The organism is Klebsiella sp. Lac1, from assembly GCF_009825425.1.
Taxonomy (GTDB): domain Bacteria; phylum Pseudomonadota; class Gammaproteobacteria; order Enterobacterales; family Enterobacteriaceae; genus Klebsiella; species Klebsiella electrica.
On record NZ_VJZJ01000018.1, the window covers coordinates 1 to 203 of the forward strand.

The window sequence follows — 203 nt, forward strand, 5'->3', positions numbered from 1 at the left end:
CAATGTGCCAGGGTATTCATACAAAAACTGGAACACCAGTCTGGCAAATTGGCCGATTGGGTCAGGGATTTACTGTGCCGGAAAAGCAACTTTGTCGTCACTTGTGCTCTGGCAAACAAGCTGGCCAGAATAGCCTGGGCCCTAACGGCACGACAGCAAACTTATGTAGCATAACGGCAGAAATACACCGGTTTAAAGAATTA

General features: G+C 47.3%; 1 pseudogene. It reads left to right on the forward strand.

Annotated elements, in window-relative coordinates:
• A pseudogene (locus tag FNY10_RS26525) lies at window positions 1–174 on the forward strand (IS110 family transposase); the annotation flags it as partial.
• Between the last annotated feature and the right edge of the window lie 29 nt (window positions 175–203).